Source organism: Sporosarcina sp. P12(2017), from assembly GCF_002743035.1.
Classification (GTDB): domain Bacteria; phylum Bacillota; class Bacilli; order Bacillales_A; family Planococcaceae; genus Sporosarcina; species Sporosarcina ureae.
The window spans coordinates 47,341-72,074 of sequence record NZ_PDYL01000011.1; the positions used below are offsets into that span (position 1 = coordinate 47,341).

21 protein-coding genes, 1 pseudogene and 1 riboswitch are annotated in these 24,734 nt (G+C 39.8%); of the genes and pseudogenes, 12 read left to right on the top strand and 10 right to left on the bottom strand.

The window, feature by feature from the left end:
- Positions 1-2: 2 nt before the first annotated feature.
- Positions 3-1,265 carry a dicarboxylate/amino acid:cation symporter gene (locus CSV80_RS10365; protein ID WP_099670786.1) on the bottom strand — a complete coding sequence of 421 codons (1,263 nt, stop codon included), beginning with the start codon at positions 1,263-1,265 and terminating at the stop codon, positions 3-5.
- 245 nt (positions 1,266-1,510) lie between these two features.
- On the opposite strand from CSV80_RS10365, the pseudogene CSV80_RS10370 reads away from it, so the two are divergent.
- Positions 1,511-1,944 (top strand): annotated as a pseudogene (locus CSV80_RS10370) (DUF6526 family protein).
- 82 nt (positions 1,945-2,026) lie between these two features.
- On the opposite strand, the gene CSV80_RS10375 reads toward CSV80_RS10370, so the two are convergent.
- Genes CSV80_RS10375 through CSV80_RS10385 form a run of 3 tightly spaced genes read right to left on the bottom strand, consistent with a single transcriptional unit; the run spans position 2,027 to position 4,832 of the window.
- Complete coding sequence (locus CSV80_RS10375; RefSeq protein ID WP_099670787.1) at positions 2,027-2,797, bottom strand: energy-coupling factor transporter transmembrane component T family protein; 771 nt, start codon at positions 2,795-2,797, stop codon at positions 2,027-2,029.
- Complete coding sequence (locus CSV80_RS10380; RefSeq protein WP_099670788.1) at positions 2,775-4,241, bottom strand: ABC transporter ATP-binding protein; 1,467 nt, start codon at positions 4,239-4,241, stop codon at positions 2,775-2,777. The genes CSV80_RS10375 and CSV80_RS10380 overlap by 23 nt, the downstream gene beginning before the upstream one ends.
- Positions 4,242-4,262: 21 nt before the next feature.
- Positions 4,263-4,832: an ECF transporter S component gene (locus tag CSV80_RS10385; RefSeq protein WP_233201568.1), complete on the bottom strand. Its 570-nt coding sequence runs from the start codon at positions 4,830-4,832 to the stop codon at positions 4,263-4,265.
- An 80-nt stretch (positions 4,833-4,912) separates the two neighbouring features.
- Positions 4,913-5,025, bottom strand: a riboswitch (TPP riboswitch).
- A gap of 188 nt (positions 5,026-5,213) precedes the next feature.
- Between CSV80_RS10385 and CSV80_RS10390 the strand changes: the two genes are divergently transcribed.
- The gene (locus CSV80_RS10390) at positions 5,214-5,786 is read left to right on the top strand and encodes an exonuclease domain-containing protein (protein ID WP_099670789.1); all 573 of its coding nucleotides are present in this window, start codon (positions 5,214-5,216) and stop codon (positions 5,784-5,786) included.
- 248 nt (positions 5,787-6,034) lie between these two features.
- On the opposite strand, the gene CSV80_RS10395 is transcribed toward CSV80_RS10390, so the two are convergent.
- Both CSV80_RS10395 and CSV80_RS10400 read right to left on the bottom strand, forming a co-directional pair.
- A complete protein-coding gene (locus CSV80_RS10395; RefSeq protein ID WP_099670790.1) occupies positions 6,035-7,720 on the bottom strand; it encodes a methyl-accepting chemotaxis protein in 1,686 nt (561 codons plus the stop codon).
- Between the two features lie 289 nt (positions 7,721-8,009).
- Positions 8,010-8,570, bottom strand: coding sequence for a recombinase family protein (locus CSV80_RS10400; RefSeq protein ID WP_099670791.1), 561 nt, complete (start codon positions 8,568-8,570; stop codon positions 8,010-8,012).
- A 108-nt stretch (positions 8,571-8,678) separates the two neighbouring features.
- Between CSV80_RS10400 and CSV80_RS10405 the strand changes: the two genes are divergently transcribed.
- On the top strand, positions 8,679-10,088 hold the full coding sequence (locus tag CSV80_RS10405; RefSeq protein ID WP_099670792.1) for a SulP family inorganic anion transporter: 1,410 nt from the start codon (positions 8,679-8,681) through the stop codon (positions 10,086-10,088).
- 13 nt (positions 10,089-10,101) lie between these two features.
- Complete coding sequence (locus CSV80_RS10410; RefSeq protein WP_099670861.1) at positions 10,102-10,515, top strand: universal stress protein; 414 nt, start codon at positions 10,102-10,104, stop codon at positions 10,513-10,515.
- Positions 10,516-11,009: 494 nt separating this feature from the next.
- Here CSV80_RS10410 and CSV80_RS10415 read toward each other — a convergent pair whose 3' ends face one another.
- Complete coding sequence (locus CSV80_RS10415; RefSeq protein ID WP_099670793.1) at positions 11,010-11,786, bottom strand: DUF2935 domain-containing protein; 777 nt, start codon at positions 11,784-11,786, stop codon at positions 11,010-11,012.
- 144 nt (positions 11,787-11,930) lie between these two features.
- Between CSV80_RS10415 and nadX the strand changes: the two genes are divergently transcribed.
- The 5 genes from nadX (at position 11,931) to CSV80_RS10440 (ending at position 18,428) form a co-directional block, all read left to right on the top strand.
- Positions 11,931-12,713 carry an aspartate dehydrogenase gene (nadX, locus tag CSV80_RS10420; protein ID WP_099670794.1) on the top strand — a complete coding sequence of 261 codons (783 nt, stop codon included), beginning with the start codon at positions 11,931-11,933 and terminating at the stop codon, positions 12,711-12,713.
- A gap of 631 nt (positions 12,714-13,344) precedes the next feature.
- Positions 13,345-14,529 carry an AAA family ATPase gene (locus CSV80_RS10425; RefSeq protein ID WP_099670795.1) on the top strand — a complete coding sequence of 395 codons (1,185 nt, stop codon included), beginning with the start codon at positions 13,345-13,347 and terminating at the stop codon, positions 14,527-14,529.
- Positions 14,530-14,544: 15 nt separating this feature from the next.
- Positions 14,545-15,987 (top strand): VWA domain-containing protein, encoded by a 1,443-nt coding sequence (locus CSV80_RS10430; protein WP_099670796.1) that lies wholly within the window; start codon positions 14,545-14,547, stop codon positions 15,985-15,987.
- Between the two features lie 112 nt (positions 15,988-16,099).
- Positions 16,100-17,632 carry a DEAD/DEAH box helicase gene (locus tag CSV80_RS10435; protein WP_099670862.1) on the top strand — a complete coding sequence of 511 codons (1,533 nt, stop codon included), beginning with the start codon at positions 16,100-16,102 and terminating at the stop codon, positions 17,630-17,632.
- Positions 17,633-17,645: 13 nt separating this feature from the next.
- Positions 17,646-18,428: a YqhG family protein gene (locus tag CSV80_RS10440; protein ID WP_099670797.1), complete on the top strand. Its 783-nt coding sequence runs from the start codon at positions 17,646-17,648 to the stop codon at positions 18,426-18,428.
- Positions 18,429-18,482: 54 nt separating this feature from the next.
- On the opposite strand, the gene CSV80_RS10445 is transcribed toward CSV80_RS10440, so the two are convergent.
- From CSV80_RS10445 to coxB, 3 genes are read right to left on the bottom strand one after another with little or no spacing between them, the layout of a single operon-like run.
- Positions 18,483-19,052, bottom strand: a complete 570-nt coding sequence (locus CSV80_RS10445) for a cytochrome c oxidase subunit 3 (protein WP_099670798.1) — start codon at positions 19,050-19,052, stop codon at positions 18,483-18,485.
- Positions 19,049-20,965, bottom strand: coding sequence for a cytochrome c oxidase subunit I (locus CSV80_RS10450; protein WP_099670799.1), 1,917 nt, complete (start codon positions 20,963-20,965; stop codon positions 19,049-19,051). The genes CSV80_RS10445 and CSV80_RS10450 overlap by 4 nt, the downstream gene beginning before the upstream one ends.
- Before the next feature lie 58 nt (positions 20,966-21,023).
- Complete coding sequence (gene coxB / locus CSV80_RS10455; RefSeq protein WP_099670800.1) at positions 21,024-21,716, bottom strand: cytochrome c oxidase subunit II; 693 nt, start codon at positions 21,714-21,716, stop codon at positions 21,024-21,026.
- A 246-nt stretch (positions 21,717-21,962) separates the two neighbouring features.
- On the opposite strand from coxB, the gene CSV80_RS10460 reads away from it, so the two are divergent.
- From CSV80_RS10460 to CSV80_RS10470, 3 genes are all read left to right on the top strand, one after another.
- Entirely contained in the window at positions 21,963-22,841 is an 879-nt protein-coding gene (locus CSV80_RS10460) for a c-type cytochrome (RefSeq protein WP_233201569.1), read from the top strand.
- Between the two features lie 116 nt (positions 22,842-22,957).
- Entirely contained in the window at positions 22,958-23,647 is a 690-nt protein-coding gene (locus CSV80_RS10465) for a response regulator transcription factor (protein WP_099670801.1), read from the top strand.
- A complete protein-coding gene (locus CSV80_RS10470) occupies positions 23,644-24,648 on the top strand; it encodes a sensor histidine kinase (RefSeq protein WP_099670802.1) in 1,005 nt (334 codons plus the stop codon). Before CSV80_RS10465 ends, CSV80_RS10470 begins: the two co-directional genes overlap by 4 nt.
- Positions 24,649-24,734 lie beyond the last annotated feature (86 nt).

Below are 24,734 nucleotides of genomic sequence, written 5' to 3' on the forward strand. Positions count from 1 at the left end.
TTTTAGAGTCTTTTAGTATCTGCGTATACTGGTTCTGGGCTATGCACTTTCATATCGGTAATTGAAGAATTTCCTTCCCACTTATCTAGTATCACTGCATTGGCTGTATTACCAAATACGTTCAACAATGTGCGGAAGCCATCAGTCAAACGATCCACTCCAGCTACAAGCGCAATACCCGCAAGAGGTAAATTGGCGGCAGCAAGTACGGTAGACATCATAATGATACCTGCCCCTGGAACACCTGCTGTACTAAATGACACGACAAGTGCACTGACAATGATCGCTAGGATTTGTGCGCCACTAAGTTGGATGTTAAATAGCTGAGCAACGAATAATGCATTGAATGTCTGTAAAATACAAGCACCGTCACGCTTCAAGGCAGTTCCTAAGGGTATTGCAAAGCCTGCAATCTCTTCCCTCATTTTAAATTCTTTTTTGCTGTTTTCAATAGCAACCGGTAATGCTGCATTAGAGCTCGCGGTACCGAATGCGATGCCGAATGTCGGCTGGAAGCTCTTCCAAAAGTGCTTTGGAGAGACGTGTAGGAAGCTTAGAATAATGAAGTAAGCAATTGCCATCAGTGTCAAAGCTAAGATTAGTCCTAAGATATAAACAAATAATTTCTGTACAATATCAAAACCTTGTGTGGCAATGACGGAACTGATTAAGGCGAAAACACCTATTGGCGATAACTTCAGAACAAGCATCGTAACCTTTTCTACGATAGCGTGTACGCTCTCTACGAATGAAAGAAATGGTTTTGCGTGACTGCCAGCCATACGAATTCCGATGACAACAATAATTGCTGTGAAGATAATCTGTAACAAATTCCCTGTTGCAAATGCTTCGAATGGATTGGTAGGAACTATCGAAATCAACCATTCAAGAATACCTTGTCCTTCCTTTGCCTCTCCGGCTGCCACTTCAACTAAACCATCTACCATGTTCCCCGGTTTCAATACTGAAGCGGTGATGTAGCCAATGACAAGAGCAAGAATGCTTGTGCTGATGTAAAGGAATAATAGCTTTCCTGTTAACCGTCCAACTTTTTCAGAGTTGTCTATACTAGAGAAACCCACAATCAATGATGTGAATACAATGGGTACTACTACGAACTGGATTAAGTTCAGGAAAACTTTACCGATCGGGGAAAGTACGTATTCATTCAATTGCGGTACTGCTTGTGGGAGAAAGATATTTAGAATAATTCCGAAAATAATGCCGGACACGAGACCGACAGTGATTTTTGTTGAAAGTTTCATAGAGAACAACTCCTTTAATTCTTATTGTTATAGTAGGTTTAATATAATAAAATATATATGATTTGTCAATACTAAAAATTCTAACTATTAAAAATGTATACAGTTGCTAAATCCGTTGAGTCTGTCTCTGTAAGACGGAATGGGTCTCGTGATTAATCAAAACGATTACCCTAACTTTGAGCAATGACATACGCATCTAGTACTAAATAGAATATGATACCCCTGTAAGTATTTAAGGGGGCAAGATGAAAGAGCAATCCTATGAAAGCCATACACGCGTAACACCTTTGCAACACTATATTTGGTTGCCGTTAAGCATTCTATTGCTTTTGACAACAGCGATCTATGGAGCTTATCAATTTGTAAAACACGGTTCTCAATGTAGACTCTGTTATTATTCGCTATCATCGTTCTCGCTATTATTCCAGGAATGCTTGCACGTGTTTATGCGCTGTCTTTGCAAGATCGATTAATCGTCACAGAAGAACAGCTTCGTTACTTTATGTTGACGGGTAACCGTTTATCTACAAGATTGACGAAGTCACAATTGATTGCATTACGATTTGCTTCAGATGAAGAGTACGTGGAGCTTGTGGATCGGGCAGTGATTGAAGAGCTATCGCCTGATGAAATTAAGAAATCCGTAAAGTCTTGGAGAGCAGATCATCAGCGGGTGTAATGAAAAGAGAGCACAGGATCTGAACTAGATCTGTGCTCTCTTTTACTGTGGTTACATATTTTATGTGTGGCTTATCGAATAATTATTGATAAATTGATAGTAAATAGGCTGAAGATAAACTACTTATCATGACAAGTACAAAAACCATATCTATTCCATTATACCGTGTAGGATAATAATACGTCCTGGCAGCACCCATCTGATACTGTTTTGCTTCCATCGCAACTGCAATGCGTTGTGCGCGACGTATACTTTGGGCAAATAGAGGGACGGTATAGGATTGCAATCGCTCATACAACCCCTTTATCCCTTTTGAAAACTGGATATTCCGTACTTTCAACGCATTCCTGCGAATTTGCAGCTCTTCAGTTACAGCAGGAATTAAACGAAAAGCCGCAATAAAACTATATGCATATTTGGATGGTAGACGAAACTGCTGCATCATAGCATAAAAGAATAGTACGGGTTGGATCGTTAAGATAAACGTAAAGCCGACGAATCCGAATGAAAGGGACTTACTTCCGAGCAAAAGCGCATGTTGAATGCTCTCTTCGGAAATCTTGAACAGCCCCAATTGCCAAAGCACCGCTTCCCCCTTACCGAACAACAACATCGTCAATCCAGTAGATAGGAAAGAAATGACTAACGGAATCGAAAGTATTGAAAGTTTCTTCAATGAATAACCGCTGAATACATAAAACAATATTCCATATAAAACTGCTTGTGAGATAGCGAAAGGCAAACTTTGATTCACAAGCGTAATAATCAAGAACGCAAAAAATACGATGAATTTTAGTGCGGGATTGACTCGGAATAACCAGGTCTCGCGTTTAGGTGTGAACCAATTGAACATGCTTTGCACCTCCTGGTATATTAGCCGTATGCAGTACGCCGTCCACTATAGTCCAAACGGCAGTGGCGAAGCTCTCTACAATTTCCGTATCATGCGTAACCATCAAAATGGTCATGCCTTCAATGCGCAACTGTTCCAGCTTCTCAAGAATGGTGAATGTGTTTCGTGCGTCCTGTCCAAAAGTAGGTTCATCGAGCAATAAGATATCTGTATCAGGAGTGAGAGCAGTTGCTACACTCAAACGACGCTTTTGACCCGTAGATAGCTGATAAGGGTGGCGTGAAACAGAATCAGGTAAGTTAAATAAGCGTATCAATTCCTTCGCATAACGATCTGCATCAGCTTTTGGCATATCGTGCAAAGAGACTGTTAACTCTTCCGTAATTGAGTTCGTCACAAATTGCAGTTCGGGATTTTGAAAGACAAGTGAAAGACCTTTCGGCAGATGGCGCTTCTTCTTTTTCCACACAATGGATATGCCGTTCACCTCGTAAACACCGTCAGTCCGAAGTAATTGCATGAGTGATAAGAGCAATGTACTTTTACCAGAACCATTTTCTCCAACAATCGTAATCCAGTCACCAGCCTGTACGGTCGCCCGTTTGACAGAAATCTTCTCCACTTGACCACGATAGCCGTGAAAGTCCTGAATCTGAATTTTCTCCTCGGATGTAACTGCTTGACGATTGATCATCATCGATTGAAATGCTTCAGACGTTTTATATTCTTCCCATACCCCTGGATACCAAATACCATAACGTTTCAGTTCTTCCTGAAAGTGTGCGAAGATCTCTGCAGGCGAACCGTCTGCTATCATAACCCCATGATCATTAAACAGCACTACGCGATCAACCCAGTCCGCAATCAAATCAATTTTATGTTCCACGATAATCACGGTTTTATCAGCGGTTGCTTCTTTAATAGAAGACCAAATTTGTTGCGTGCCTTCTGGATCCAGTAATGCAGATGGTTCATCCAAAAATAGCACGTCAGGTTCCAGTAATAATACAGAAGCTAATGCTAACCGCTGCTTCATACCTTGCGACATTTCATTGATGGACGTATGTGGGTCTTTCAAATGCAAGTCTACACGTTTCAATACCTCTTCAATAAGAAGGGACATTTCTTCACGCGGAACTTGAAGATTCTCCAATACGAAAGCAAGTTCCTCATCGACATATGTCATACAGAACTGTGTATCCGGGTCTTGGAAAACGAATCCCCATGAGTTAGGCAACTGAATGTCTGTTGCTTTCATTGGCAGTTCGATAGAGTTTGGTATAATGCCGCTCAATACTTGGAGTAAAGTAGATTTCCCGCAACCACTAGGACCGAGCATGAGAACTTTTTCACCAGGCTGCACAGAGAAGGAGAGGTCTTTAAAGAGCAAAGCATCTTCTCCTGGAAACTTTAATCGTAAATCGGTAACGCTGATGTTTTTCATAGTTGGATCATTCCTCCGCGTTTACTGATCAAGCAACGTATATTCTTTCTTATCAACAGGTCGAATTAACGATGTCACGCCTGTTGCTTCTAGCGCTCTTACAATAAATACAGCGAAAATACCTGTGAAGATGAATGCGCTGATTGTACGCAATCCGTATTTCACAATGAGTGCCCATGTTTCGAGTGCTGCGTACCCGTAAATTAAATCGAGTCCGAAACTTGCAAGGCATGAAGCGATACCTGCTAACCCGGCGATTAAAATGGAATAGCGTCTATAACGGAATGCAGCAAACAGTAATTCCGCAGCAAGACCCTGTGCAAATCCATACATCAAAACCTCAATACCATGTCCGGCAAACGCAGACAAGGAAGCCCCTGCCAGACTTGCGATGAATGCAGTACCAGGCTTTCGCAATAATAAAAAGGCAAATGGTCCTACCATGAACCACATGCCGTAAAGCAGTTGACGTGCGACAGGCATGATCGGTTTGATGACAGTGTATAAATCATCCCAAAATTTCATCAGTACCCCAAACACTACGCCAATCATGATGGTGATCAACAAATCGGTAAACTTTAACTTCTTCAAACTCTTCCACTCCTAGTTATTTTTTATACAAAAAAGCCGTCTGAAGAGCAGACGGCCGAGGAAGGAAAGAGATTCCTGTATAGTTCCATCGAACACGCTCTCTACGCTGGCATTACCCAGATCAGATTAACGGTCAGCAGTGGATTAATCTGCTATCTCAGCCTGATTCTCTCAAGCACCCGTCTGGACAATTATGTAAGTAAACCTAGTATACAGCACGTTGAATTGTCTGGCAACTTAAGAAATTACTACACGTTTCAATGAACTGCTTACAGTTTAAATTGAACAAATACTAGTGAAATCCTGATATACTAAAAGGATAGAAATAATCTTAATTGTGTTCTTAATATAATGTAAATAGAGTGTAAAAGGAGTTTTTACATGACGAAACATATAGCATTTATTGACGTGGAAACGACAGGTATGAGTGCCGAGGCGAGTGAAGTGATCGAGTTAGGCGTTATGCTAGGAGAGTATGAGGATAATCGTATTATTCGGGTGGCTGATGAGTATTGCGAGTTTCAAGAACCGTTCTATTCCATCTCTCCGACCATTACGAATCTCACAGGCATTACCGATCAGATGGTAAGAGGGAAGTCATTGGATATGGATAGAATCTTGAAAATACTAGATCAAGCAGACGGTATAGTAGCGCATAACGCATCATTTGATAGGGGATTCGTTAGTCGACTATTGCCTGAAACGCTCGACATGGACTGGTATTGCTCCGTCCGACAAATCAAATGGAAGAATTACGGCTTTGAGAACGGTAAACTGCAACAATTGCTGAGAGCGCACCGAATTCAAGTGCATAATGCCCACAGAGCACTCGACGATGCAAAAAATCTTGCGGTTTTGCTGAACTCGTCCAATCCGCATCTGGAAGATGATACGTTTATCTCCTATTTGATGAACAAAGCGCCGATGAAGAAACCAACTAAAACAAGATTTTAATAGTAGTGAAAGATGTCTGGGAAGTACAAAGTGAATTCGTCTGATGAGAATTGTAATAAAGACATAAAAAGGAAGAAATTTATAATGAATAATGGTAGAAGAACCGCTATACGAAGATATGAAAATGTGGATAAGCGAAGGCGAAGTGGAAGAACAGAAATGGGCCATGGAAAGCAGGCTTTCTGGAACATTATAAATAAAGTGAATTACGTAAAAGCGTCTGCATAGTTACAGACGCTTTTTACCTGTTATAAGATGAATTTTCGTACAAGATTATTAAGTTCTTCAGCCAATTGAGCTAAATCATTGGAATTACTCGCTATTTCTTCCATTGCACTGCTTGCCTGTTGTGAGGATGCCGATGTTTGTTCCACACCGGCAGCAGACTCCTCAGTAATCGCCGCAATCTCTTCGATTGAACCGCTCATTTCCTGACTATTTTCCGATATATTTTGAAGGTCGGCCGAAATATTCTGTATCCGATTGACCATCTCCGTCACGGCTTCACTGATCTGATCAAAAGTTTCGCTTGTGCGCTCAATTTGGTTTGTACCTTCTTCTACTTGCTTATATCCTTCTTGCAATGAATTTGTAACCATACTGGACTCCGTTTGAATTCGGTTGACGATTTCGGTGATATTTGTAACGGATGCGGACGATTGTTCTGCCAGAGTCCGTACTTCATCTGCTACTACGGCAAATCCTTTACCATGTTCTCCAGCCCGAGCTGCTTCGATTGCAGCATTTAATGCTAACAAATTAGTTTGTGCGGCAATTCCTTGTATAACCAAAACAAGTTGGGAAATTTGTTGTGTATGTTTGTCTAAACCTTCTACATTTACAACTGCGTCATGGACGATTTGATCAATAATCTTCATCTGTTTTAATGAGAAATTCATGGCGTCACTTCCAGCACTTGTCATGTTCAGCACTTCATTGGATGATTGGTGAATATAGGTACCATTTTCATTGGCATCCATTACTTTTGAGACAAAGGCTTCCATTGTAGTAGATAAACTACTTGCGTTAGTAGCTTGGGATTCGGTACCATATGCCAAGTCTTCCATTGTAGTAGCGATCTGAGCAGTACCTGCTTTTATTTCCCCAGCAGATTGTGTCAGTTCTTCACTTTGAGATGAAACCGTTTGGGCCACAATATGTATCTCATCTAATAGATTGTGCGTATTAGTACTCATTTCATTTGTGGATACGATTAGTTGTCCAATTTCATCCTGTAACTTCGTTTCTAGAGGTGGACTACTTAAGTTCCCAGCTGCGATACGTTTCATTCGTTCCATGACTACGTGAAGAGGTTTGGAAATGGAGTTGGCAGTAATCACAGCATCTACCAAACTTAAAAAAATCACCAATGCTATCAAGCTAGTAACTAAAATTAATGTGTTATTTCCGCTTGAAAGTAAATTCTTTTCAATATCAATGATGGTCATTTCACGATTTGCAGCTGCTTCTTCGTACGAGTTCATTAAACTGCGTGCATCATCGTTCGATGCCAACAAATTACGCTCAGCTAACTCTTCGTTACCACGTTCATATTCAGCGAATACATTTTCTGTGATGTACTCTCGCCATTCGACGGTTCGTTGTATCAAGTCCAATGTTTCGTTAGAAGTCCCTATCCCTTTAACAGTTTCTTGATGCTTTACACTATCTTCTGTGTATGTATCAAATAAATCTTTATAGCTTGATTCTCCAGTCATAATATATCCTCTTGAGGTGGCGATTCGGTTCGCCATAGCGAGGGCCAACTGTTCATCTGCAATCAATAGTGGCAACTCTTTTTCTAGAATGTTTTTCGTTGCTGCATTGTTCGCTTGCAAAGTAGAGAAAATAAATATACCCAGTAGAACTATCAATACAAGTACAATAGAAAAGCCTGTCAGTAATTTTGCCCTAATACTATTGAATCTAATCATCCATCTCATCTCCCATATGTATTATTTAGTAGTTAACTTTATTATACATTCGAGTGAAGTTTATATCTATTGAATAGGTTAAAAGTCCAAATTTATATATAGTGTTATATAGGTATAGTTTCTCATTTTATAAAATGGTTATAATATAAGTTTTATCTTAGTTTTAGAAAATAATAAGATGAAAGAAGTAATACGTGATGTGGATAAGCTAGCCTATGTGGTGAAATCAAGAGGGGAGACTATAGCTGGAGGTCAGTCGCGATAACCAAAAGTGGTCGGATGTAAAAAGTTATTTACTATCCGACGTTGACACGGCCCGCTCGTCTAAATAGCGGTAAAGTGTTGATTTACTAATACCGGTTTCTTCTTTGATATCAAATAAAGTGAAATTCTTACTATCATACATTTCAAAAGCACGTTGTAAGTTCTCGTCAGACTTTCTTGGACGACCAATGGCTTTACCTTGTTGTTTCGCGGCTTGTAATAAAAATGTAGAAGAGTGTCTGAGAAAGATTGTTTGCAGTTTTGTGAAAAACTCTACATTTTGAAGCAATGTAGCCGATTGCAGTGTTTGACTAGTTAACTGTTCATCTACAAAATAAATAATGAGTTGATCGCGTTCTGCTAGCCGTAAAATATCCAACAATTGCTGAAGTGAATCAGCTAACACCTCAATGTTTTGTACGTACAATGTGTCTCCGCTTTGGGCATGCATGAGTAGTCGTTCAAGCTCCACTCGTTTTTTAGCCAGTCCATGTGATTCTAAATAAATCATATCTATGGTTAGATTTGCTAACTGCTCAGCAGCTTGCTGATCACCTACAATCGGACGGATATATCCATACTTCATTTTTTACTCCTTTCATCCCAAAACTGTTCACTTACGGGACTGTAAATGGTATGCTGTGTACATTCTAACATTGAGTTGATTTTTTTTACATCACGAGAGGGGAACAATATGCAAACTTTACAACAGCAATGGTTTGGGAATGTGCGTGCTGATGTATTGGCAGGTATAGTCGTCGGACTAGCGCTCATACCGGAAGCATTGGCTTTTGCGTTTATCGTCGGGGTTGATCCGCGTGTAGCGCTATATGCATCATTTACTATTGCCGTTATTACTGCATTTGTTGGGGGTCGACCCGGATTGATATCGGCTGCTACAGGTGCAATGGCACTAGTTCTTGTCAGTCTAATGGCTGATCATGGCCTAGAGTACGTACTGGCTGCGACTATATTAACAGGTATTATTCAATTGATTTTAGGGTCGCTAGGAGTCGCCAATCTAATGCGCTTCATACCAAATTCAGTCATGCTAGGATTCGTCAATGCGCTCGGAATTATGATCTTTATCACACAGCTACCTTACCTTGTAGGTTCAGGTACGATGACGTATGTATTCGCGATTGCTACATTGATTTTGGTATATGCGGTTCCGCGTTTCTTCACAGCGATACCCGCTCCGTTAATTGCAATTGTTGTTATGACCGCAATTGCGCTGTTCAGTGGAGTGAAGTTGCAGTCGATCGGTGATTTAGGGACGATGCCGAGTTCGTTACCAACATTCTTTTTCCCTGATATCCCATTGAACTTTGAAACGTTGAAAATTATTTTACCGTATTCATTGGCGCTGTCGATTGTTGGGTTACTCGAGTCATTGCTGACTTCACAAGTGCTCGATGATATGACAGATACACCGAGTAATAAAAATCGTGAAGCACGCGGACAAGGTATTGCCAATTTCATCACTGGTTTTTTTGGTGGAATGGCGGGGTGTGCGCTGATCGGTCAATCGGTGATCAATATCAAATCAGGTGGTAGAGGTCGTTTATCTACATTGACTGCTGGAGCATTTTTAATGTTTTTGATTATTGTATTAGGGGACTTGGTGGTTAAAATTCCAATGCCTGTTCTTGCGGGTGTCATGGTTATGGTGGCGGCAACGACTTTCAACTGGGGAACATTTAAATTTCTTCGATCTGCACCACGCTCAGAATCGATTGTTATGCTGATTACTGTAGTAATTATTTTATACACGCATAACTTAGCGATAGGTGTTGTAATCGGAGTTGTTCTAAGTGCATTATTCTTCGTTGCAAAGATCTCACGTGTCTCAGTAACGAGTGAAGAGGGTATCTATAAAATACAAGGTCCATTATTTTTTGCTTCTACGACGAAGTTTATTCAGGCATTTGATGATGTAAATGAAAAACAGATTGTCATTGATTTTGAAAACAGTCAGCTGTGGGATGAATCGGCAGTGGGTGCGATTTTAAAAGTGATAACTAAGCTCGAGAGTAAAGGGATGGCAGTCACGATTCGTGGGCTAAATTCATCAAGTGAACAATTATATGAAAAACTATTGTGAGGGAGTGAACGATATGAAAATTGCTGTAGCGATTGATGGTTCTGAAAATGCGATGCGTGCCGCAAAACATGCGATTATGCTAGCGGAATATTTGCCTAAAGTTACATTAGAGATTATTTATGTACAAGATCTTAGCAAGGCAAAAGATGAAAGACTGCTATCACAAAGCCCTGAAAGCCTAGCATTGAAACGCGAACAAAAGATGCATCCGATTTTAGCTATGGCAAAGGAAGCGGCTGTGGATGCGAAAGTAATCATGCTTAAAGGGAATCCTATCCAGGAAATAATCAACTATGTAAATGAAAAGAAAATTGACAAACTAGTCATCGGTAGCCGTGGTCTAAATTCATTTCAAGAAATGGTTTTAGGTAGCGTCAGTCATAAGGTAATGAAGCATGTAGGGTGTCCTGTGACCATAGTGAAATAAAAAAGGAGATTGTCACGCTATATCAGCGTAGACAATCTCCTTTTTGCAAAGATTAGAGGATACCTACTCGTAAATCACTACCATTCAATCTAGAGCAAGTAAAGACTTTGTGTTCCAATAGTTCATAACTCGATACGTGATTAGCATAAGCAGTAAAATGTTGGAGATGATCCACCAGGCACCATATCAAAAGGAGTTGGTCGGAAATACACCAGCAACCCGGTCGCAATCACCCAAATCCAATAAGGTCTGACTAAACTAACAAATAGTGATTTACGTGGAAGTCGATTCGCTTCCCGTGCTACTTTGTAATCAACAAGTAATTTTGGAATGATAATGTATGCACGATCTATAGGTAAGAAAGGGTTGAGTGTACTGATTTCCTCGTCATCATCTAATCCTTTTACGTTCCGTATGACACAACGTTTTAATCGACTAGACTTTTACAGGATAAAAAACACGACGAGTAAATTCTCGTCATGTTTTCATGAAAATTAGTTTACTACCTGATCTTCGAGGTTTTTCCACAGATGGTGGGCTTCTCTCGCAATATGTTCTAACAAATCAGGCGGGGCAGTCGTAACGGCGGCACATGCTTTAATCAGTTCACTTAATTCCAACTTAAAAGCTTCCAGTGCTTTTGCTTCTTTTATCACCATTTGATTGAATGTATTCAACACGGGTGAAACTTCATTGCGTGGTCTACGGATGATCGTTTTCAAAGCTTGAGCCTGTAACAGTAGGTTTTCAAACTTCCTTGTCATTGCGCGAACTTGATCATGTAATTCATAGTTAGAAGCATCTACGTAATGACTGATGAATAAGAGGTGGTCAAGCATTTGACGAAGCCAGAAGTTGTTCTCATGCAGTGTCGCATCAGCTGGCGTAATGTAAGAGTTCGTTTCAATCAATTTGAACACACGTTCTGCTTCTTCAGCTTCTCGAATCATGTGATCAAGAAGGGAAGTAGGAGTTGAAATAATAACGTCGCAATGCAATGCGCGGTCCATCGTGTGAATTAGTAGATCAGCGAATTCTTTTGTAGAGCTTTTTGCCTCATCGATAATTAATCCGATATCGCCAGTTTTGGATTCAGTCTTTTTAAAGATTTTCCCCATGCGGTCGATCATTTCTTGATTGGCGCGTGCTAATTCCAGCTCGTGGTGACTGATTTCTCGATCGAAAAACTCTCCATGTTCGAAGTTATTGCGCATCCAAAAATCGATAAGACCGTACGTATCTCGTTCGTAATTATCTGTATAACCAGCCATCCCTACATACCCCCTAGTTTAACTATCTAAATCCGTATCATCTTATTCCTTCCTTGTGTTGTTTATGTATGGGAAGGGTATGGTAATAGAAAGTCAGCTATTTCTTGGAATAGTATATATACTGATGAAAGAGGTGTTGTAAAAATGAAAATCGGTATAATTGGAACTGGCAATATTGCGCAGTATCTATTAGAAAGTATCAATAGGAATGGCAGAGTAGACGCTGAAATTGTCTCGATATTCGGACGTAATCAAGAAGTAGGACCTAGGCTAGAATCACAGTATAGCGCAAAGTTCTATACAGACTTTAAAAAATTCATTCAATCATCTATGGATGTAGTCGTGGAAGCTGCAACGATTAGAGTTGCGATGGAGCATATGGAAGAAGTGCTGGACAATAAGAAAGACCTGATAGTGAGTAGTATTGGGACATTTAAGAATATTGAGTATTTAAATGAAATGAAAGAAGTGGCGCGGAAGAATCAGCAACATATATATCTACCTTCAGGAGCGATTGGTGGACTGGATCTTCTGCAATCTGCAAATTCTCTTGGTGGATTACAGGAAGTACGCATTACGACTAGGAAGTCCTACCAATCACTGGGACTTGATGTGAAGCATGTAGAAGAATGCATTTTTGATGGTATGGCAATAGATGCCATTGAAAAATTCCCTAAAAACGTCAATGTTGCATTACTTCTATCAATTGCAGGATTGGGCGCAGATAAAACGGCAGTACGCGTAATAGCAGATCCGAATATTCAACGAAACACACATAGTATTGAAGCAAAAGGTGATTTTGGCAAAATGAATTTATTAATTGAAAATGAGCCAATGCCAAACAACCCTAAAACAAGCTATCTTGCAGCGTTGAGTATAGTATCTACTTTACAAAACAGAGGAAATGCGATTACCGTAGGAAGTTGACTAAAGAGAGGGTGTTTTATATGTTTGGAGACAAAAAGAAGAAAAAGAGAAGCGATTCTATGTGAAATCAACAGATGACATCCCGTCGCTTGCAAGAATAACGGTTTTAGTTGATTGGAATACGGGAGTAAACTATCTCCATTCGGGGGTTGTTCAAGAAGTGGGATTACTGCTTTACTAGATCAGAATGGGGATGTAGTAGTAGACCCGCTATAGTATTAAGATTCCTACAAAGAAAAGGCTGCCCATCATGGGTAGCCTTTTTATTATGACTGTATTTAACTAATCGAGATACCGGAATCATTGCCTTTTTTCCATGATCAGCGGTTGTCTCGAAGTACGTTAGCTGGTATCTAATCTTTGCATAGTATTATGAAAACATATTGATAAAAGTAATAATGAGATGAGTTAATAAGGGGTAAAAGGGGTAAGAGAAGTAAATAGGTTACTGTAAATAATTACTAATCACAGAACTCTAACTATATGTGAAAAGTTAGACAAGAATATAAAATGAATTATTGCATGATCAATGAAAGAATTACGGTGTAGGCGGTTAAAATCCTCATATTACAGTCACACTGTTACATAAAGAGAACAATGATTCGTTATTATGATTTGAGGGGATGTCTATATGGATATGAATATAAAAAAGTTACATGAAATAAAAAAAGCACTAAACGCAAAGTTTTTTGAACGTGAAAACGAAGTAGAGGGAATTTTAGTAGCTCTCCTTTCCAAACAGCATATGTTAATGATCGGGCCAGCAGGGACAGCGAAATCAGCATTATCAGTAGAGTTAGCAAAGATTGTGAATGGAACGTCTTATTTTCAATGGTTACTGACAAGATTCAGTACCCCGGAAGAGGTATTCGGACCGCTGTCGCTAAAAGACTTAGAAGAAGGTGTATATAAGCGCAATACTGCTACTAAAATGCCGGAAGCACATTTGGTGTTTTTGGATGAAATTTTTAAAGCAAACTCTGCAATATTAAACAGTCTATTGACTTTAATTAACGAAAGACTATTTTATAATGATGGACAACCGATTGAAGCACCATTAATATCGGTCATTGGCGCTTCCAACGAATATCCAGAGGATGGCGAAGGACTTGAAGCTTTATTTGACCGTTTCCTATTACGTTTCGAAATCAATTTCATCGCGGATGAATCTAACTTTGTATCGATGATGAAAGATGAAGGTGAACATGTCGAAATTCCGACGATGCATTTGGACGACCTAGTGCAACTTCAAAATATGACTAACAAGGTGCATATTCCAGATGAAGTATATGAGACATTGTCTACCATTCGAAGAGAACTTCAAGACGAAGGAATTCAGCCGTCTGATCGTCGATTCAAACAATCTTTGAGTATCTTGCAAGCGAGAGCTTTGATCCATCAAAGAGAATCTGTACAGACAGATGATATGGTGATTCTTGAGAATGCACTCTGGGAGACTTTGGATCAAAAAGAGACTGTTTGCAACATTGTTCGCAGACATTCACAAGATGGATTAGCACAAAAGCTTTCAGCCATTGAAAATGAAGCGAATGAAATCTATGATTCCGCAGTACGTGATCATTCAACTGAAGCGGGTATGGAAGCAATCCAGAAAATTTCTGCTTTATCAACGGAATTAAATGAGTTGAAAGAGCAAAATGCAAGCCGTGCGTCAGAAGTAGATCATTTACTAAAACAAATTACTTCGTTAAAAAACGAAGTGGAAAGTAGTCGTATGGATGCTGCTTATTATGGTGAAACGAATGGAAAGAATGATGAAAATGGCGAGCAATATGGAGTCTTCTTTAGAATGTAAAAGGAGTGATATTCTATGAAAAGAAGTAAAATAATTAGAGATCATCGCTCCGTACTGAATACAGATGCATTTGATAAAAGACGTTTTAAAGAACTGTTCGAGATGTCAGATGGTTTGCAAAAGGTCAGGGAAGAAGGACAATTACCTACTACAGAAGCATTGCTTGGTGATGTTTGGGCATCACTGTATAAAATGAAACCACGGATTTTACTAGAGGGAATGGATCCAGCACTGAAACCGAACAAGACCATTATAGAAAAGCTAATGAAAGATGAACATTTTGAAGAATATAGAAACTTCACCCGCCTGGACGATCTGGCCGCGACTGTCTGTACCGTGAAATTGGTTGGGATGATTAATTTATGGCTAGCGGAAGCAAAAGCTATGGATGAAGACTTACTGAAGAAAATGGAAGCCGTAGAAGCGCTACAAGATGACGTGCCGATTGAGCATTTGGATGAACAACAGGACGAAATAGAAGATGGACCTATTCAAGAACTAGCCGATGCTACGGATAAGTTAAATGATCAGCTCGAATTAACACTTGAAACGAATGGCAAACGATTTTGGCAAGCGATCGATGAAGCGGTTGAAGAGTCAATCAAAGTAAAAGACAGCCTGATTTCTCTGATGGGAGGTAGCAGTGCTGGCAAAGGGGATGCAGAGTTAAAGAAAGTGCCGTTGCGTGAACAACTTGTAGTGGCCGATCAAGTAGCGATGGATCCCAAAATGCAGGAAATTGCAGAGTGGGCTGGACGTTTTCAAGAAGTAGCGCGTGAAAAGCAGAAGACGAACTATGTGGAGGCGATCGAGAGGCGTGGCGTAACTAATGGGAATGAAATGGAACGTCTCTTGCCGATGGAATTAGGACTATATTCAAATGACTCGACGAAAAAAGATTTCTTGCGCCGCTTTGCAGAAGGTAACACGATGCAGTTTGAACAGAAGAAGCGAAAGAATCTTGGCAAAGGTCCAATTATTTTTTGTCTTGATCAATCGGGAAGTATGAAGTTGCTTGATAATCAGTCAAAAGGGTTCATCTTGGCACTTCTATCAATCGCCAAGAAACAACGCCGGGATTTATGCGTTTTATTATTTTCTACGACCATTCAAAAAGAAGTATTCACTAAAGGTAAGATCACGTCAAATGAACTTGCACGACTTGCCAGAACGTTTTTGGGCGGGGGAACAGACTTTACACTGTCACTGCAAGGTGCCCTTGAAGTAATAGAAGACAGTACATTCAAACATGCAGATGTCATTTTTGTTAGTGATGGAGAAGACGAGATTAGGGAAAGTTTTCTAATTGAATTTAACGATAAGAAAAAACAAAAGGAATTCAATGTACTGACTTTAGCAATAGGGAAAGATACAGCCGTCGCAGAATCATTCTCAGACCGTGTCCTCCATATAACCGATTTTGATGACGAAGGAAGCTTTATCGCTTTTGAAATCTGATCGATGCAAGTCCTAAAACCCTTCAGTATGCGGAGGGTCTTTTTTGTTTATCATAATATTAATTTTTCCGGGTATTCTAATCAAAACATACAAGCTAGTTGAGGTGATTGGAATGCTAATTGAACGATCGTCTTCTTGGAAAGAAGGATTTATTCAAAGACTTGAAAACCATGAACCATGGAATAATTCGGTGCTGTATAACTTGAGCTATACCATCACAAAAAATAACTTAATTACTGATTTTACTGGATTGCAGTCACTTGCCTACTTACCAAACGTAAAACCGTTACCCCATCAAATAGAGGCGGCTGAACGAGTGATTGAACAAATGAATGGCAAAGCGATTCTAGCAGATGAAGTAGGGCTCGGTAAAACCATTGAAGCAGGTCTCATCATTAAAGAATACTTGCTGCGAGGCCTTGTGAAAAAAGTGCTAATTCTAGTACCTGCTTCGCTCGTTAATCAATGGGTGGAAGAGTTGTATACAAAATTCCACATTCCTGCGCTGTTTTACAAAAAGAATTATGAGCTCGACTATGTGGATGTAGTAGTCATGAGTATGGACACAGCTAAACGCAGTCCGCATAAGGAGAAAATCTTTGCGCAAGACTATGATTTGATTATTGTAGATGAAGCGCATAAATTAAAAAATCATCAGACGATCAGTTATGAATTTGTACAAAGTTTAAAGAAGAAATTTTGTTTATTGCTGACAGCCACACCGATTCAAAATGATACGTTTGAATTGTTTTATCTAGTGACGTTACTTAAACAAGGTCATTTAGGAAACTATGACGAGTTTTCTTCAGTGTTCTCTGCTAAAAATCGCGATGAAGAACGAGATAGTTATTTAAAGGAACTAGTCAGCCAAGTCATGGTACGTAACAGGCGACAGGACACGGGTGTGGAATGGTCCACACGGAAAGTTCATACAGTTCCTATCACATTCACGGACCATGAAAGACAGGCCTACACAGCTATATCTAATCTGAAACAGATATCTCCGGTATTTTCAGGTGCATTTTCCACGATGACCTTACAAAGGGAAATGTGTAGCAGCCCCGAGGCGACAATCGGTACGTTGATGAGGTTATTGCCGGAATGTGAGCAAGTTGAAGAAATTACACATGTGGAAGAAGTCATTGGACAGTTGGAGAAATTGTCGATTCATTCAAAAGCTAAAAAGGCAACGGAATTGATTATACAAGCGAATGAAAAAGTGATTATTTTTACTGAGTATCGGATGACACAGCTTTATTTAAGTGATTATCTGTATGCGAATGGCATAACGAATGTTATTTTCAATGGCAAGCTAAGCAAAAGTAGCCGTGAATGGATAAAGCATTTGTTCAAGCAACAAGCACAAGTGCTGATCGCGACAGAGTCTGGAGCAGAGGGAATTAACTTGCAATTTTGCCATCACGTCATCAATTACGATCTCCCTTGGAATCCGATGAAGTTGGAACAGCGGATTGGTCGTGTTCATCGATTAGGACAGGAACACGATGTCCAGATTTATAATCTGGCTGTGAAAGAAACGATTGATGACCATGTGATGAAAGTGCTGCAAGGAAAGATTGAGACGTTTGAACAAGTAGTAGGCGAACTAGATGATATTTTGGAAATGAAAGAACGGTCTGTGTGAAGGAGGAGAATGTATGCATTCGACAGAAATCCATACGTATCTTCACAAATTCTTTACAGAGAATGACTGTGAAATACTTCATGGAAACGAACATTATCTAACTGTGCAACTAACAATCGATATGGATAAAAGAATTATGAACCGCCCTTTTTATTGGAGGTATATAGAAAGCGTCAATGAGATACCAAACCCGGCACAGCTCACGCTAATTACAAATATGCAACAGTTGCAAAACGGAATGAAGGGGGAAGTAATCCACCTTGGGTCACCGCGACTGCATCAATTATTTCAAGTAACTAAGGAAATGGGACAATATGTGAAAATGTATGAGCGTACAGAGGAGGATACTAGCGAGCAACTGATATTGACTCCCTGGATTGGTGTCAATTATAAAGTGTCATTTACCAGTCATCAAACAAAAGAGATGTTGTATTCAATAGGTATAAATTTGATGACAGGGGCAGTCATAAAAGAGTTCCAGGAGACTGTTAGTATGCGGAATTTGTCCGATCAGTCATCTGAACAAGTATTTCATTTGCCATATATCATCACACCTATTCGCGCGTTTGATCGATTGGATGCTGTAATTTCTAAAGTAATTGAAGACGAAGACCTAACGTGGGTGGAGGAAGCAGAAAAGCGATGGAGGAAAGACCAAGCGGTATTAGATTATTTCTACGAGGGACAAGAACCTAAACCTGAATGTTATGAGAGGGAGAAGCAGGCGATGGAAGAACGTTTTAAACCCCGGATTACGGTGGATGTTGTGAATGGTGGGTTATTTTATTTGAAATAAGAAATGCGCTGTTGAAAGTGTAAATAACTTTCAACAGCGCATTATTCTGTTTATTCATAAATAAGGGATATAAACAATCACCAAAATCACGATCCAAACAAGATCCACAAAGTGCCAGTAGTAAGAGAAAATCTTTTGCTTCTCTAAAAACAAGGTATATGGAATCTTTCTTTTGAAATGAATAAGTATGATCGTGAGCCAACCGCAACCGAATGCCACATGGGCTGCGTGGAGACCAACTAATACATAAAAAGCACCCATAAAAACGTTAGTTCTTGTGGTATAGCCTGCCTGAATATAAGACGCAAACTCATTGATTTCAACCCCAAGGAAAGCGAGGCCTAACAAAAGTGTGATGAGCAACCAAATGATTGTAGCTTTCCCATTGTCCTTCTTTAAATAACGATCCGCCATGAAAATCGTTCCACTACTCGAAAGTAAGAAGACTGAAGCCAATACAACAGTTTTCCAATTGAAAATATCGAAAGGTTGTGGGCCACTTGAAGCAGGGGTATAAATGAAATAGGTGATAAACAATACCATGAACATGATTGCTTCCACGCCTAGATAGATAAGGAAGCCTAACTGTTTATCTTTAAATAAAGCTGTCTCTGCATTATTCATTTTACATCCCCCCTTCCGTAAACCGATTCCCGTTCATCATTGAATGAGCGGACGATGAATAGAACGAATATGGTAGCGCCACTAATGGCGGAAATCCAATAAGATTGATAGATCAAACCGAATCCTGTTACGAATATCGCCAAAGCCATAAGGAATGGTAATACCGTATCTTTCGCAATCGGAGCGTGACGAGGATTTTCTGCTACTTTCATGTTTTCGTTATGTTTCTTTGCATACCAATAAGCATCTGTTCTTTCAACCAACGGCATAGGTGTGAAGGAGTCTTCAGGCGATGGAGAGGCGACACTCCACTCTAGAGTCCTACCATTCCATGGATCGTTTCCTGACGGCTGGGCGTGGCGATTGGTTCTTACGATATTGATTATGAAAACGATGATGCTGATCCCCATCAGGAATGCACCTATCGTACTTGTAAAGTTTAAAGCGGTTATACCTTCATCTGAACCATACGTGTAGACCCGACGAGGCATTCCTTGTAAACCCGTGATGTGCATTGGCAAGAATGTCATGTGATAACCTGCGAGGAATAACCAAAAATGCCATTTCCCTAATGTTTCGTTCAGCCTGAAGCCGGTGATTTTGGGATACCAATAATATAGCCCTGCAAAAATCCCTAAGATCGTAGAAGCCAAAATGACGTAATGAAAATGTGCTACAACGAAATGCGTGTCATGGAATTGAAAATCCGCTGCAGTCAGTGAGAGCATTACGCCTGTCACCCCACCCATAACGAACGATGGAATAAAACCAATGGCAAATAGCATAGGAACAGTAAACACAATTTTTCCACCACGCATAGTAAATAGCCAGTTGAATACTTTCAGACCTGTAGGAATCGCAATGGCCATTGTAGTCACAGCGAAAAACGTATTGATGATTGGCCCGAGACCGACAGTAAACATATGGTGTACCCAGACCATGAATCCTAACACACCAATCATCAGTAAAGAGACAACCATTGCTGGATAACCAAATACTTTCTTTCTTGAGAAGGTCGAGATAATATCCGAGAACAGTCCGAATGCCGGCAATGCCAGAATATAAACTTCGGGGTGTCCGAAGAACCAGAATAAATGTTGCCAGTAGACAGGATCACCATCTTCACCTGAGAAGAATGTCGTCCCGAAGAGTCGGTCGAACATTAGTAAATACAGTGCAATTGCAAGTACTGTAAATGCGATCAAGATCAAGAAAGAAGTGATTAAAGCAGCCCAAGGAAATAAAGGCATGCGCATTAATTTCATGCCGGGCGCACGGTTCCTAATGATAGTGACAATCATATTCAGCGCGGTTAATAAAGTACCGAAGCCTGCAATCTGGATACCAAAAACATAGAAGTTGGTGGCGGCTCCTGGTGTATACTGAACCGTTGAATAAGGTGCATAGCCTGTCCAGCCAACAGCAGGTGAGCTGTCGAGGAAAAAGGCTGAACCGAACATAACACCACCTGCTACAAACAGCCATAGGGACAATGCATTCAAGAATGGAAATGCTAGATCACGTGCCCCGATTTGTAATGGTACGGCTATGTTCATTAATCCAAGCAATAAAGGCATTGCTGCGAAAAAGATCATCATAGTACCGTGTGACGTGAAGGTTTCATTATATTTCTCTAACTGATAGACCATAAAGTTATTATTCGGTAAGGCTAGTTGCATTCTGATGAGTAAGGCGTCAAGACCTGCCCTCAGGAAAAATAGAAAACCGAATATCATATACAATCTACCGATTTTCCGATGATTGGTTGTTCGTATGTACTCCCAAATGACGGGATACTTATGTTTTCTGACTACATAAATGATAGCAGTAGCAAGCAAGATAATGAGCAAGCTCCAAGCGATGACCAGATCGATCGTCAGAAAGATCGATTTTCCGAAAAGTGGGATGTGCATAATAGTTTTCACTCCTAACAGTATGCGTAAATGGCAACATCGGGATGCTACCATTTACTTAATTATTAATATAGTTTTCATATTCTTCCTTGGAAACAACCTTAACAGTAAATGTCATATTCGCGTGCTGAATACCACAATACTCGGCGCATTTACCTTTGTAGACACCTATTTCAGGCTCTTTAATCTCATAGACAATAGGCTTGTTAGGGATTAAATCAACTTTTCCCGCAAGTTCCGGTACCCAGAATGAGTGAATCACATCTTCTGTGGACAGATGGAGAATGATTGATTCACCTTCAGGTAATATGAGTAAGTTTTCTTCTGTTTTATCCGTATCATAAGTGAATGTCCATTGAAATTGTTTGGCGGAAACATGAATATGTACACCTTCATGGCGGGATTCAGCTTCAGCCACTGGGGATTGATGATATGAAATCCAGAGAGCAGGAATAGATAATATGACGAGTAGTATAATGGGAATGATTGTCCAAGCTAGTTGAAGATGTCTTTTTTGCTTATCATTCAAATAGTGAGTGGGATCATGTTCCCGTTCTTTCTTATATCGATATGTAATGATGATCTTGATGAGTAAAAAAAACACAACTGCAAGCACTAGAAACATAATACCGAAACCGAGCCAAATTAGAAAAGCCTGATCTTTACCTGTAGTACTTTTAGGATTTAGTACAGTGATATTTGAACAGCCGGAAAGTAGTAGAAGCGGAAACAATAAACGGATTTTTTTCACTCACATAACTTCCTTCCTATATGTAATACTATTTACTTAAATGCCCTTCCCTGTCTACTTGGAATAAAACATAGAATTACTAAATTCATAAAGAGAGAAAGATATTTCATGGAAAATAAGGCTTAATAGAAGGCTTGGTGATACATAACTAAAGAAAAATATTTATTTTTTGAATAAAGTTGTTATATCAAATGTAGAAACGGGTACGTGATTACTAGAGCATGTAATGTAAGGGGTGATATATTGGTGTATATACGCAAATCAGTCGGCACAATGCTATTATTGTTACTGATAATCTTAAGTGCATGTGGCCAAGACAAAGGATATAGCGAAACAGATATCCGCGAAAACTTACAAAACCTAGACCCTGATGATCCAAAAACTACAAAAATCGAACGAGGGAAAGAACTTTTTGATGATACGAATGCATTACTTCCTGAAAACGTGGGTAATAGTCTGTCTTGTATCAGCTGTCATGGAGATGGCGGACTGTCAGCAAATTCACCGATGGTCGGAGTGACTTTGAAATATCCGCAAGAGCATCATGGAAAATGGACGACGATTGAAGATCGTGTCAATGGGTGTTTTATCCGCAGTATGAATGGAGCGGAACTTGAGCAAGGCAGTGAGGAAATGAAGGCGATGGTTGAATATTTGACGTTCATCTCAAAAGATGTAAAGACGGATGAGGATATTACATGGAGAATGAATAACAATAAAGATTCAATTCCTGAACCAGATGTCGAAAACGGTCAGCAACTGTTTACAGATAAAAACTGTATTTCTTGTCATGCAGGAGATGGTTCAGGTACAAGTGACCATACAGGTCCGGCACTTTGGGGTGATGGTTCATTTAATGAAGCAGCAGGTATTAACCGTATCAATAAAGCAACAGGTTTCATTCAAAACAATATGCCTAAAGGTCAGGCAGGTACGCTGACTGATCAAGAGGCGGCCGATTTAGCTGCGTTTGTGTTATCACATGATCGCCCGGAAGGTGATCCTAAAAAGGTTGGAGATTACCATAAAGATCCCGAGCGTGATTATATTACAAAGGAACGTCGTCAAAAGATTCGAAACGGTGAATTTGATTGGACGGAACTTGATGTCGTTGAAAAGAATTAATTAGAGTTTACTAGTAGCCCAGTTGAACAGATGTAGTATCTGTTCAACTGGGTTATTTTCATTATGTGTGAATATAAGATAAACTAATAACACATAAGAAAAGTGTGGTGAGTTCATTGTTTACAATTATGCTGATAGAAGATGATCAGACATTATTTGAGGAAATAAAAGAACGTTTAACACAATGGTCTTACTCAGTGGTGGGAATTCAAAACTTTGGAAATGTACTGCAAGAATTCACGGAAATCAAGCCGGATCTTGTCCTTATCGATATCCAATTGCCGAAGTTCGATGGCTTTCATTGGTGTCGGATGATCCGAACGCATTCGAATGTTCCAATTATTTTCTTGTCTTCACGAGATCATCCGACTGATATGGTGATGTCGATGCAACTCGGAGCCGACGATTTCGTTCAAAAACCCTTTCACTTTGATGTATTGATTGCAAAGATTCAAGCGATCTTACGCCGTGTGTATAACTATAGTGCTGATCAGACATTGGAAGTGAAAACGTGGTGTGATGCCGCAGTGGATTTTGTGAAAGGTACGCTCACCAATGAAAAAGGAACTATTGAGTTGACGAAAAATGAAATATACATCTTGAAAATATTGATAGAAAGAAAGAATGAAATTGTATCAAGGGAAGAAATCATCACGAGTCTTTGGGATGATGAACGATTTGTCAGCGATAATACGCTGACAGTCAACGTGAACCGTTTGCGTAAACGGATCGCGGAAATCGACTTGGTAGATGTGATCGAAACTAAAGTGGGGCAAGGGTATATGGCGAAGGAAGAACAAATATGATCCGGTTATTTCTTAAGGAACGTGGTAGTTGGATACTGTTCTTCATCTTCTCGCAACTGCTCGTTCTAGCAATGGGCTATTTGGACACGAGCATTCCATTTTTGTCTACTGTCTATATTGCATTCATTTCCTGTTTATCTTTCGTTATTTTTATAGTCATGCGTTATGAAAAAGAATCGAGATTCTATAAACGCTTAGAAACATTAGAACCATCATTTGATCTAACTGCAATACCTGAAGCTGACAGCCCTTTTGAAGCCATTACTTCTGAAAGGATGTCCGAACAAATTCAAGTGTTTAAACACCAGTTGGATGAATTGCAAATCAGTTTAGAGCAAGAGAAAGATGATATGTTGAATTGGATACATGAAGTGAAAACACCATTGACAACGCTGCAATTAATGATCGAACGAACGGAAGACCATGTGCTTCGATCACAGTTGATGTTCGAGTGGCTTCGCGTCCATTTGTTACTCGACCAGCAACTACATCAAAAGCGTATCCCATTTATCCAGAATGATTTATATATTGAAAAGGTCGATGTACAAAAGTTGTTATTTCAGGAGATAAAATCGTTAAAGCAATGGTGTATGCAAAAGCGGATTGGTTTTAATGTATCATTGGAAGCAGAAAAAGTATTGACCGATGCAAAATGGCTCGGCTTCATTCTAAGGCAATTGCTGACGAATGCGGTAAAATATAGTGAGGATTCGGACATACGTATCCGGTGTACTAGCAAGGGTGGTATCACCACGTTATCGATCGAAGATTTTGGGCAGGGTATTGCTCCGAGGGACTTATCTCGTATATTCGATAAGGGCTTCACTGGAACAGCAAACCATCAAAATCATGCGGCTACAGGAATGGGGCTGTACTTAGCAAAACAAGTAGCAGAATCTCTCTTGATTACGATTAAAGTAGAGTCAACAGTAGGAAAAGGTACGCGGTTCTCTTTGATCTTTACAAAAGAAAACGAAATGATACGTATAGCGCGTATGTAAAAGCATGTGACAGTATCGTCACATGCTTTTTCTAATTGTCATATCAAAGACAGGAGAAAAATTTGTACATTGATTATGATAGAATA

Coding starts and splice junctions, on each gene's coding strand:
- CSV80_RS10415 (WP_099670793.1), bottom strand. CDS start 11,786: ATGGCTGGTTATACAGATAATTACGAACGAGATACGTACGGTCTTATC.
- CSV80_RS10400 (WP_099670791.1), bottom strand. CDS start 8,570: ATGAAGTATGGATATATCCGTCCGATTGTAGGTGATCAGCAAGCTGCT.
- CSV80_RS10405 (WP_099670792.1), top strand. CDS start 8,679: ATGCAAACTTTACAACAGCAATGGTTTGGGAATGTGCGTGCTGATGTA.
- CSV80_RS10445 (WP_099670798.1), bottom strand. CDS start 19,052: ATGAATAATGCAGAGACAGCTTTATTTAAAGATAAACAGTTAGGCTTC.
- CSV80_RS10430 (WP_099670796.1), top strand. CDS start 14,545: ATGAAAAGAAGTAAAATAATTAGAGATCATCGCTCCGTACTGAATACA.
- CSV80_RS10435 (WP_099670862.1), top strand. CDS start 16,100: ATGCTAATTGAACGATCGTCTTCTTGGAAAGAAGGATTTATTCAAAGA.
- CSV80_RS10380 (WP_099670788.1), bottom strand. CDS start 4,241: ATGAAAAACATCAGCGTTACCGATTTACGATTAAAGTTTCCAGGAGAA.
- CSV80_RS10450 (WP_099670799.1), bottom strand. CDS start 20,965: ATGCACATCCCACTTTTCGGAAAATCGATCTTTCTGACGATCGATCTG.
- CSV80_RS10440 (WP_099670797.1), top strand. CDS start 17,646: ATGCATTCGACAGAAATCCATACGTATCTTCACAAATTCTTTACAGAG.
- CSV80_RS10470 (WP_099670802.1), top strand. CDS start 23,644: ATGATCCGGTTATTTCTTAAGGAACGTGGTAGTTGGATACTGTTCTTC.
- nadX (WP_099670794.1), top strand. CDS start 11,931: ATGAAAATCGGTATAATTGGAACTGGCAATATTGCGCAGTATCTATTA.
- CSV80_RS10395 (WP_099670790.1), bottom strand. CDS start 7,720: ATGATTAGATTCAATAGTATTAGGGCAAAATTACTGACAGGCTTTTCT.
- CSV80_RS10375 (WP_099670787.1), bottom strand. CDS start 2,797: ATGTTCAATTGGTTCACACCTAAACGCGAGACCTGGTTATTCCGAGTC.
- CSV80_RS10425 (WP_099670795.1), top strand. CDS start 13,345: ATGGATATGAATATAAAAAAGTTACATGAAATAAAAAAAGCACTAAAC.
- CSV80_RS10410 (WP_099670861.1), top strand. CDS start 10,102: ATGAAAATTGCTGTAGCGATTGATGGTTCTGAAAATGCGATGCGTGCC.
- CSV80_RS10365 (WP_099670786.1), bottom strand. CDS start 1,265: ATGAAACTTTCAACAAAAATCACTGTCGGTCTCGTGTCCGGCATTATT.
- CSV80_RS10390 (WP_099670789.1), top strand. CDS start 5,214: ATGACGAAACATATAGCATTTATTGACGTGGAAACGACAGGTATGAGT.